Source organism: Empedobacter sp. UBA7611, from assembly GCF_002484365.1.
GTDB lineage: Bacteria > Bacteroidota > Bacteroidia > Flavobacteriales > Weeksellaceae > Empedobacter > Empedobacter falsenii_B.
On record NZ_DLJR01000019.1, the window covers coordinates 1 to 315 of the forward strand.

The window sequence follows — 315 nt, forward strand, 5'->3', positions numbered from 1 at the left end:
TCTTTTTAATTAAAATTCGTTATCACTTTTAATACGGGCACTGAGTTTCGGTTGCTGAACCTGTCGAAGCATCGAAGTGCAGAATCTTTCTATCACTTTTTTGAGAGCAAAAAAGTAATCAAAAAACTCTTGGCCGTAAACCTCTCTACTAAAAATGATTTCATTCCGCTAAAGGTTTTACAAACCCTAAGGGCTAAAACCTTTTTAACGCTGCACTCAACCATTTTCTTAACGTGAGAGTTTTAATGCCATTTTCTTCATCCTTTTTTAATATTCAAATCCACTTTTTATAACGAATTTTAGAGTCGACATACG